This is a genomic window from Streptomyces sp. W16, from assembly GCF_033194735.1.
Taxonomy (GTDB): Bacteria; Actinomycetota; Actinomycetes; order Streptomycetales; family Streptomycetaceae; genus Streptomyces.
The window spans coordinates 1-8,531 of record NZ_JAWOAI010000442.1; the positions used below are offsets into that span (position 1 = coordinate 1).

The 8,531-nt window shown below is 70.7% G+C and carries 9 protein-coding genes and 2 pseudogenes; 3 read left to right on the forward strand and 8 right to left on the reverse strand.

All coding sequences use genetic code 11. The features are described 5' to 3' along the window. The 6 genes and pseudogenes from R6V09_RS39460 to R6V09_RS39485 all read right to left on the reverse strand — a co-directional run. Window positions 1–143: pseudogene (locus R6V09_RS39460) on the reverse strand (3-carboxy-cis,cis-muconate cycloisomerase); the annotation flags it as partial. Then, entirely contained in the window at window positions 140–745 is a 606-nt protein-coding gene (gene pcaG / locus R6V09_RS39465; RefSeq protein WP_317886298.1) for a protocatechuate 3,4-dioxygenase subunit alpha, read from the reverse strand. The pseudogene R6V09_RS39460 and the gene pcaG, both read right to left, overlap by 4 nt. Before the next feature lie 6 nt (window positions 746–751). Beyond that, a complete protein-coding gene (gene pcaH / locus R6V09_RS39470) occupies window positions 752–1,525 on the reverse strand; it encodes a protocatechuate 3,4-dioxygenase subunit beta (RefSeq protein WP_317886299.1) in 774 nt (257 codons plus the stop codon). Window positions 1,526–1,532: 7 nt separating this feature from the next. Next, window positions 1,533–2,735, reverse strand: coding sequence for a thiolase family protein (locus R6V09_RS39475; protein ID WP_317886300.1), 1,203 nt, complete (start codon window positions 2,733–2,735; stop codon window positions 1,533–1,535). Then, window positions 2,732–3,376 carry a CoA transferase subunit B gene (locus R6V09_RS39480; protein ID WP_317886301.1) on the reverse strand — a complete coding sequence of 215 codons (645 nt, stop codon included), beginning with the start codon at window positions 3,374–3,376 and terminating at the stop codon, window positions 2,732–2,734. Before R6V09_RS39480 ends, R6V09_RS39475 begins: the two co-directional genes overlap by 4 nt. After that, the gene (locus tag R6V09_RS39485) at window positions 3,376–4,131 is read right to left on the reverse strand and encodes a CoA transferase subunit A (RefSeq protein WP_317886302.1); all 756 of its coding nucleotides are present in this window, start codon (window positions 4,129–4,131) and stop codon (window positions 3,376–3,378) included. The genes R6V09_RS39480 and R6V09_RS39485 overlap by 1 nt, the downstream gene beginning before the upstream one ends. A 234-nt stretch (window positions 4,132–4,365) precedes the next feature. On the opposite strand from R6V09_RS39485, the gene R6V09_RS39490 reads away from it, so the two are divergent. Continuing rightward, on the forward strand, window positions 4,366–4,830 hold the full coding sequence (locus tag R6V09_RS39490; protein ID WP_317886303.1) for a MarR family winged helix-turn-helix transcriptional regulator: 465 nt from the start codon (window positions 4,366–4,368) through the stop codon (window positions 4,828–4,830). A 17-nt stretch (window positions 4,831–4,847) separates the two neighbouring features. Here the strand turns inward: R6V09_RS39490 and R6V09_RS39495 are convergent, their stop codons facing one another. Next, window positions 4,848–5,852: a DUF3048 domain-containing protein gene (locus tag R6V09_RS39495; protein ID WP_317886304.1), complete on the reverse strand. Its 1,005-nt coding sequence runs from the start codon at window positions 5,850–5,852 to the stop codon at window positions 4,848–4,850. 126 nt (window positions 5,853–5,978) lie between these two features. Then, window positions 5,979–7,049: an ATP-dependent DNA ligase gene (locus R6V09_RS39500; RefSeq protein WP_317886305.1), complete on the reverse strand. Its 1,071-nt coding sequence runs from the start codon at window positions 7,047–7,049 to the stop codon at window positions 5,979–5,981. Between the two features lie 75 nt (window positions 7,050–7,124). On the opposite strand from R6V09_RS39500, the gene ligD reads away from it, so the two are divergent. Together ligD and R6V09_RS39510 are read left to right on the forward strand one after the other, a co-directional pair. Then, entirely contained in the window at window positions 7,125–8,165 is a 1,041-nt protein-coding gene (gene ligD, locus R6V09_RS39505) for a non-homologous end-joining DNA ligase (RefSeq protein WP_317886306.1), read from the forward strand. A gap of 4 nt (window positions 8,166–8,169) precedes the next feature. After that, window positions 8,170–8,531, forward strand: a pseudogene (locus tag R6V09_RS39510) (ornithine cyclodeaminase family protein); the annotation flags it as partial.

Below are 8,531 nucleotides of genomic sequence, written 5' to 3' on the forward strand. Positions count from 1 at the left end.
AGCGAGGCCTGGGCGCGGGTGAGCGCGGCCTCCGCGTCGAGCAGCGCCCGCAGATAGGCGGTGTCGCTCGTCGCGGACGCGGCGGGGGAGCCGGCCCACCCGGGAGCGAGCAGGCCGGTGTCCGACGGGTCGGCAAAAGTCACTGGAACTCCAGGAAGACCGTCTCGCCTTCGCCCTGAAGGCGGATGTCGAAACGGTAGGTGCCCTTGCCGTCGTCCTGCGCGATCAGCGTGTCGCGCCGCGCCGCGTCCAGCCCGGACAGCAGCGGATCGGCGGCGAGCGCGGCCTCGTCGCCCGGCAGATAGATCCGGGTGAAGAGGTGCACCAGCAGCCCGCGCGCGAAGACGCAGGCACTCAGGTAGGGGGCATTCCGGCCGCGTGCGCCGGGCCGTAGCGTCCGTGCGTACCAGTGACCGTTGGCATCCGTCTGGATGCGGCCCCAGCCGGTGAACTCCACGCCGTTGCGGCCGAGATAGCCGCCGCTGGCCGGGTCGCGCCGGATCGAGCCGTCGGTCGTGGACAGATTGCCGTCGGGGTCCGGACCCCACAGCTCCACGAAGGCGTCCGGCAGCGGCCTGCCCTCGCCGTCGTGGACGTACCCCTGGACGGTGATCGTGTCCGGATGCCCGACCGGCGCGATGTCGCCGCCGCCGGGGAAGGGCAGCGCGTAGCCGTAGAAGGGGCCGACGGTGTGCGACGGGGTCGGCAGCACGGACTCCGGGCGGCTCGTGTCGATCTTCGTCATTGCGGGTCAGCGTCCTTCTTCGATCCAGGTGGCGTGCGGGCCGTCCAGCACGATGTCCCAGTGGTAGCCCATCGAGAACTCGGGCACGGACAGGCTGTGGTCGTAGGTCGCGACGAGGCGCTGCCGGGCCGCGTCGTCCGTCACCGACTGGATGATCGGGTCGTAGGGGAACAGCGGATCGCTCGGGAAGTACATCTGCGTCACGAGCCGCTGGGTGAACGCCGTGCCGAACATCGAGAAGTGGATGTGCGCCGGACGCCAGGCGTTGACGTGGTTGCGCCAGGGGTAGGGGCCCGGCTGGATCGTGGTGAAGCGGTAGTTGCCCTCGTCGTCGGTCAACGTGCGCCCGACACCGGTGAAGTTGGGGTCGAGGGGGGCGTCGTGCTGCTCGCGCTGGTGCGCGTAGCGGCCGGCCGAGTTCGCCTGCCAGATCTCCACCAACTGCCCGCGGACCGGCCGCCCGTCGCGGTCCAGCAGCCGTCCGGAGACGGTGATCCGCTCACCGATCGGCTCCCCGTTGTGCTGCCGCGTCAGGTCGTTGTCGATCTCGGTGATGTCCCGCTCACCGAAGGCGGGCGAGGCCAGCTCCACCAGCTCCGGGTCCTTGGAGACGTCGATGGTGACGGGCGGCTGTTTCGGGTGACGCAGCAGCGAGGAACGGTACGGGGCGTAGTCGCGGCGCGGATGGTGCTCGACCGGGGCGCCGTCCGCGACCCGCTTCTCGTACGTCGCGTGCTCGGCCGCTATTTCGAGGTCGATGTCGTGCTGGGTGAGAGCCATGGGGTTCCTACCGTTCGAGGACGAGGGCGAGGCCCTGGCCCACGCCGATGCACAGGGTGGCGACACCAACTCCCGAGCCCTTGCGGGCGAGTTGGTGGGCGACAGTGCCGGCGAGCCGGGCACCGGAGGCGCCGAGGGGGTGACCGAGGGCGATGGCGCCGCCCTGCGGGTTGAGGATCGCCGGGTCGAACTCGGGCCATTCGGCGACACATCCGAGCACCTGGGCGGCGAAGGCCTCGTTGAGTTCGAGGACTGACAGATCGTCAAATCCCTTGCCCGCCTTGGCGAGTGCGCGGTTGACGGCCTCGACGGGGGCGAGTCCGAAGTAGTCCGGGTCGAGCGCGTGCACGCCGGTCGCCGAGACCCGGGCGAGGGGCTGACGGCCGGTGGCCTTGAGGCCTTCCTCGTCGACCAGCAGCAGGGCGGCGGCACCGTCGTTGAGCGGCGAGGCGTTGCCCGCGGTGACGGTTCCGTTCTCGCTGCGGAACGACGGTTTGAGCCTGGCCATCGCCGCCAGGGAAGCATCCGCCCGTACGCATTCGTCGGCGGCGAAGGCGACCGGGTCGCCCTTGCGCTGCGGAACCGGGACGGGTGCGATCTCGCCGTCGAAGAGCCCCGCGGCCTGCGCGTCGGCCGCCTTCGTGTGGCTGGCGAGCGCGAACTCGTCCTGCTGCTCGCGGCTGATCTTGTGCTTGTCGGCGATGAGTTCGGCCGATTCGCCGAGCGGGATGGTCCACTGCGGGTTCATGGCCGGGTTGACCATGCGCCAGCCGAGCGTGGTCGAGTACAGCTCGGTGTGCCCGGCCGGGAAGGGGCGGTCCGACTTGGGCAGGACGTACGGCGCCCGGGTCATCGACTCCACGCCGCCGGCCACGGCGATGGAGGCGTCCCCGACGGCGATGGCGCGGGCCGCCTGGATGACCGCCTCAAGGCCGGAGGCGCACAGCCGGTTGACGGTCACGCCCGGTACGGAGGTGGGCAGGCCCGCGAGGAGAGTGGCCATGCGGGCCACGTCGCGGTTCTCCTCGCCGGCGCCGTTGGCGTTGCCGAAGTACACGTCCTCGATGCGGGCCGGGTCCAAGTCCGGGGTGCGGGCGAGGAGTTCGCGGATGGCGTGGGCGGCCAGGTCGTCCGGGCGGACCGAGGCCAGACCTCCGCTGTACTTGCCGAACGGGGTGCGGACGGCGTCGACGATGTAGACCGTGTTCACAGCAGTCCCTCCGGGACGATGAGTTTCGCGTCGGTCCTGGCGACGATCTCCTCGACGGCCACACCGGGCGCGGTCTCGGTCAGCACCAGCCCCTCGGGTGTCACGTCGATCACGCCGAGATCGGTGATGATCCGGTTCACGCACGCTTTGCCGGTGAGCGGCAGTGCGCACTCCTTGAGGATCTTGGGGGAGCCGTCCTTGGCCACGTGGGTCATCACGACGATGACCGTGCGGGCGCCGTGGACGAGGTCCATCGCCCCGCCGATCCCGGTGATCAGCTTGCCGGGGATCGCCCAGTTCGCGAGGTCGCCCCCGGCCGACACCTGCATCGCGCCAAGGACGGCGACGTCAATATGTCCTCCTCGGATCATTCCGAAGGAGAGCGCGGAGTCGAAGAAGGAGGCGCCGGGCAGGACCGTCACGGTCTCCTTGCCGGCGTTGATGAGATCCGGGTCGACCTGGTCCTCGGTGGGGTACGGGCCGGTGCCCAGGATGCCGTTCTCGGATTCGAGGATCACCTCGACGCCCGGGGGGAGGTAGTTGGGGATCAGGGTCGGCAGTCCGATGCCGAGATTGACGTACTGCCCGTCTTCGAGTTCGCGCGCCGCGCGGGCCGCCATCTGTTCGCGTGTCCAGGCCATCAGCTGCTCACCGTCCGCTGTTCGATCCGCTTGTCGGCGGCCTGTCCGGGGGTGAGGGCCACCACCCGCTGCACGAAGATCCCGGGCAGGTGCACCGCGTCCGGTTCGATCTCGCCGGGCTCGACCAGTTCCTCGACCTCGGCGATGGTCACCTTGCCCGCCATGGCGGCGAGGGGGTTGAAGTTGCGGGTGGACTTGTTGAAGACGAGGTTCCCGTGCCGGTCGCCCTTCGCGGCCCGTACCAGGGCGAAGTCGGTGCGGATGCCGCGCTCCAGCACGTACTCGGTGCCGTCGAAGTCCCGCACCTCCTTGGGCGGGGAGGCGAGCGAGACCCCGCCCGAGCCGTCGTAGCGCCAAGGCAGTCCGCCCTCGGCGACCTGGGTGCCCACGCCTGCCGGGGTGTAGAAGGCGGGGATGCCCGCCCCGCCCGCGCGCAGCCGCTCCGCCAGAGTGCCCTGGGGGATCAGCTCCACCTCCAGTTCCCCGGCCAGGTACTGGCGGGCGAACTCCTTGTTGGCGCCGATGTAGGAGCCGGTCACCCGGGCGATCCGGCCGGCGGCCAGCAGCACGGCGAGGCCGGACTCCAGCGCCCCGCAGTTGTTGGAGACCACGCCCAGGGAGCCGACCCCGCGCTCGTAGAGCGCCTGGATCAGCACGTTCGGTACACCGCTCAGCCCGAAGCCGCCGACGGCGAGGGTCGCTCCGTCCGGCACATCGGCCACTGCCTCCAGGGCTGTGGCGACCACCTTGTCCATCCGTGAAGCTCCGTCCCGTCCGAGCGCCCGGTGAGCAGTCCATGCGGTTCAGGCTGCCGCAGTTCATCAGGGCACTGAGCATTTCGGTGAAGTTTCTTTCACGCTGCCACTGCGGGGCCGCCGCGTCAAGACCTGGGAGAAGTGCCAGGTCGGCTCCGTGCACAGGCCTGGACTCGGCCCCGGGGTCCCTGGGTATCGTTCAGTGCACAGACGAATATGACTTCGGGAGGGCACATGGGCGCGGTGGACCTCACGATCCATCCCGGGCACCTCGCCCGGCGACTCCAGCAGGCGCACTACCTGCTGTGGAACACGATGGTCTCCGAGGAGATCACCTCGCCGCAGTTCGCGGTGCTCAACGCGCTCGTCGCCGAACCGGGGCTCGACCAGCGCACCGTGGGGGAGCGGGTGGGCCTGGACCGGTCGACCGTCGCCGAGGTGATCAGCCGGCTGAGCCGCCGAGGGCTCCTGGACAAGGTACGTGACGCACAGGACGGCCGCCGTTTCCTGCTCTGCCTCACCGACGACGGCCGGCGCACCCACCGCAAGCTCGCCGTGCGCACGGCCCGGATGAACCAGGTCTTCCTGGCCCCCCTCTCCGCCGAGGAACAGGGCGTCTTCCTCGACCTCATCCAACGGGTCTCGGACGCGGCCGAGGGACTCCGCAACCCCACGGAGCCCCTCGCCGCCCACCGCTGACCCTCGGGCCATCGCTGTCAGGCCTTCGCGAACACCACCCACACCTGGCCCTTCGCGAAGTTCACGGGTGTGCCGTCGGAGGTGGTGAACTCCGTTCCGTCCGTTGCCGTCGGCCGCTTCCAGTCGACGCTGTAGGTACGGCCGTCCCGCAGGACGTCCGCCTTCCCGGAGCCGACGGTCACGGTGTACGGCGTGTTGTTGCCGAGGACGTCGTGGTAGACGGACTTGCGGATCTTCACGTACTGGATCACGACCGTCGCCGGGGCCAGCCGCTTGCCGGCGGTCGTCACGGTGGGCGTGCCGTCCTCGGTGACCAGCCAGCGGTGCCGGGACCCGGACCAGGTGAAGGTGAAGCGGGCCGCCGGATAGCGCACCGTGCGGGAGGCCGTGGCCGTGCCGCCCGCGGGGGCCGCGCCGTAGTGGAAGCCGGTGGTCAGGGCCGCTGCGCCCGGGGCGGCGGAGAGCAGCTTGTCCGGGTGAAGGTAGAGGTTGTGCGGGGCGGACTTGTCGACACCCCGGTAGTAGGCGCTCGCCACCTCGTCGGGCGACGCGGAGCGCAGCGGGGCCTTGTCGATCAGCGGCAGCAGCTTGTGCTGAGCCCCGGAGAAGGCGAGCGTCGGGTCGTCGAACTGGCGCAGCAACTCCAGATCGGACACGCGGGCGCTGCGCACCGGCCCGACGGACTTGGGCAGCTTGGTGGCGAACACCGCCATCAGCCGGCTCAGTCCGCCCTCGACCTGCTCGGCGTAGACGATGTCCGCCGAGTCCAGACCCGTCTGCGGCCGGGCCGCGGGCACGTTGTCGATCTTCACCGCGAGCACCGGACCGGCCGCGGGGGCGACCGTGCCGTCGGCGCTCGGGCTCTGGGCCGGGCTCTGCGTGGGGGACTGGTTCCGTCCGCGTCCGTCGTCGACGGTCCCGCCGTGATGCGCCGTGCAGCCCACCGCCAGGGAGGCCGTCATCGTGGCGGCCAGCAGCGCCGCTCTTCTCGCGCCGCGACGCCGGGGCGCCCTCTGTCCCATGCCCACCGTTGCCACCAGTCTGTGTTTTCGATTGTGCTCTTATAAGTTCATTGGTGGCCATACCCGCTCGGTTGTGTTTGTGCGCGTCGAATGGGCCGATCGGCCCACCGGAAGATCCGGAAGAGGTCAGTCCGGCGGGGCGAGGATCTCCGCGAGGTCGTAGCGGACCGGTTCCTCCAGCTGTGCGTAGGTGCAGCTCTCGGGCGTCCGGTCCGGGCGCCAGCGGCGGAAACGCGCCGTGTGCCGGAAGCGCGCGCCGTTCTCCATGTGGTCGTACGCCACCTCGGCCACCCGCTCCGGCCGCAGCGGCACCCAGGAGAGGTCCTTCTTGCCCGACCAGCGGCTCGGCGCACCCGGCAGCCGGGCGCTCTCATGGGCGGCCTCCTCCGCCCAGGCCGCCCACGGATGCCCCGTGGGGTCGTCCATGCGCAGCGGCTCCAGCTCGTCGATCAGCTCGGCGCGCCGCTTCATGGTGAAGGCGGCCGACACGCCCACGTGCTGCAGGGCGCCGTGGTCGTCGTGGAGGCCGAGCAGGAGCGAGCCCACGACGGGGCCGCTCTTGTGGAGGCGGTACCCGGCGACCACCACGTCTGCCGTCCGCTCGTGCTTGATCTTGAACATGGCGCGCTCGTCCTGGCGGTAGCGCAGGTCCAGCGGCTTCGCCACGACACCGTCGAGCCCGGCGCCCTCGTACTGCTCGAACCACCGCCGCGCCACCTCGATGTCGGTGGTCGCGGGCGCCAGATGCACGGGCGCGGTCACGGCCGACAGCGCCCGGGCGAGGAGCGCCCTGCGGTCGGAGAGGGGGACGTCCAGGAGCGATTCGTCGGCCAGGGCCAGCAGGTCGAAGGCGACGAAGGAGGCCGGTGTCCGCTCGGCCAGCGTCCGCACCCGCGACTCGGCCGGGTGGATGCGCTCGGTCAGCGCGTCGAAGTCGAGCCGCCCCTCCCGCGCGATCACGATCTCGCCGTCCAGCACACAGCGCTCCGGCACCCGCGCCTTCAGCGCCTCGACCAGTTCGGGAAAGTACCTGGTCAACGGCTTTCCGGTACGGCTGCCCAACTCGACCTCCGCGCCGTCGCGGAACACGATCGCCCGGAAGCCGTCCCACTTCGCCTCGTAGTGCATGCCCGGCGGAATCCTCGCCACCGACTTGGCGAGCATCGGCTTCACGGGCGGCATCACCGGCAGATCCATGACTCCGATTCTGCTCTCGTATGTAGCTTGTCGCCCGGTATGCGATTTCTGGGCGGCGGGCCTAGCGTGGCTCGCATGGGCGAAGCGGTGGAACTGGAGGCGGGCGGCCGGACCGTACGGCTGTCCAGCCCGGGCAAGATCTTCTTCCCGGAGCGCGGCTTCACCAAGCTGGACCTCGCCCGCTACTACATCGCGGTCGGCCCCGGCATCCTGCGCGCCCTGCGCGACCGCCCCACCACCCTGGAGCGCTACCCGGACGGGGTCGAGGGCGAGAACTTCTTCCAGAAGCGGGCGCCCAAGAACATGCCCGACTGGATCCCGACCGCCCACATCACCTTCCCCAGCGGACGAAGCGCCGACGAGATGTGCCCCACCGAACAGGCCGCCGTCCTGTGGGCCGCCCAGTACGGCACACTCACCTTCCACCCCTGGCCGGTGCGCCGCGACGACGTCGACAGCCCCGACGAACTCCGCATCGACCTCGACCCGCAGCCCGGCACCGACTACGACGACGCCGTCCGCGCCGCCCACGAACTCCGCGCCGTACTCGACGAGTTCGGCGGCCTGAAGGGCTTCCCCAAGACGTCCGGCGGACGCGGCCTGCACGTCTTCGTACCGATCGAACCCAACTGGACCTTCACCCAGGTCCGCCGCGCCGCCATCGCGGTCGGCCGCGAACTGGAACGCCGGATGCCCGACCAGGTGACGATCAAGTGGTGGAAGGAGGAGCGCGGCGAGCGCATCTTCGTCGACTACAACCAGACCGCCCGCGACCGCACCATCGCCTCCGCCTACTCCGTACGACCCCGCCCGCACGCCCCCGTCTCGGCCCCCCTGCGCTGGGACGAGGTCAACGCCGCGCACCCCCGCGACTTCGACCTGGCGACCATGCCGGCCCGTTTCGCCGAACTCGGCGACGTGCACGCCGACATGGACGACCACCGCTACTCCCTCGACGCCCTCCTCGAACTCGCCCGCCGCGACGAACACGACCACGGACTCGGCGACCTGCCGTACCCGCCCGAGTACCCGAAGATGCCGGGGGAGCCCAAGCGGGTGCAGCCCAGCCGGGCGAAGAAAGACCCGGGCCCCGACGCCGCCTCCGACGGATCATGAACGCATGACCCGTCTTCTGACCCGCAGCGATCTCGGTGACCTGCTGGAACCCTCCGCCTGTCTCGCCGCGCTGCGCGACGGCTTCCGCGCCATGGGGGCCGAGACGGCGATTCCCGGCCAACGGGTGCGCACCGACCTGCCGTTCCCCGGCACGGCCACCGCCCTGATCCCCGGACTGCTGCCCGGCATCGAGGCCTACACCGTGAAGGTCAACGCCAAGTTCCCCGATGCGCGGCCCGCGTTGCGGGGTGTCATCTGCCTGTACAGCGGTGTGGACGGCGAGTTGCTCGCCCTGCTGGACTCGGCGACGGTGACCGCGTGGCGCACCGGGCTGGCGGCGGCGCTGGGCACCCACGCCCTGGCGGG

Coding starts and splice junctions, on each gene's coding strand:
- pcaG (WP_317886298.1), bottom strand. CDS start 745: ATGACGAAGATCGACACGAGCCGCCCGGAGTCCGTGCTGCCGACCCCG.
- pcaH (WP_317886299.1), bottom strand. CDS start 1,525: ATGGCTCTCACCCAGCACGACATCGACCTCGAAATAGCGGCCGAGCAC.
- R6V09_RS39480 (WP_317886301.1), bottom strand. CDS start 3,376: ATGGCCTGGACACGCGAACAGATGGCGGCCCGCGCGGCGCGCGAACTC.
- R6V09_RS39485 (WP_317886302.1), bottom strand. CDS start 4,131: ATGGACAAGGTGGTCGCCACAGCCCTGGAGGCAGTGGCCGATGTGCCG.
- R6V09_RS39490 (WP_317886303.1), top strand. CDS start 4,366: ATGGGCGCGGTGGACCTCACGATCCATCCCGGGCACCTCGCCCGGCGA.
- R6V09_RS39495 (WP_317886304.1), bottom strand. CDS start 5,852: ATGGGACAGAGGGCGCCCCGGCGTCGCGGCGCGAGAAGAGCGGCGCTG.
- R6V09_RS39500 (WP_317886305.1), bottom strand. CDS start 7,049: ATGGATCTGCCGGTGATGCCGCCCGTGAAGCCGATGCTCGCCAAGTCG.
- ligD (WP_317886306.1), top strand. CDS start 7,125: ATGGGCGAAGCGGTGGAACTGGAGGCGGGCGGCCGGACCGTACGGCTG.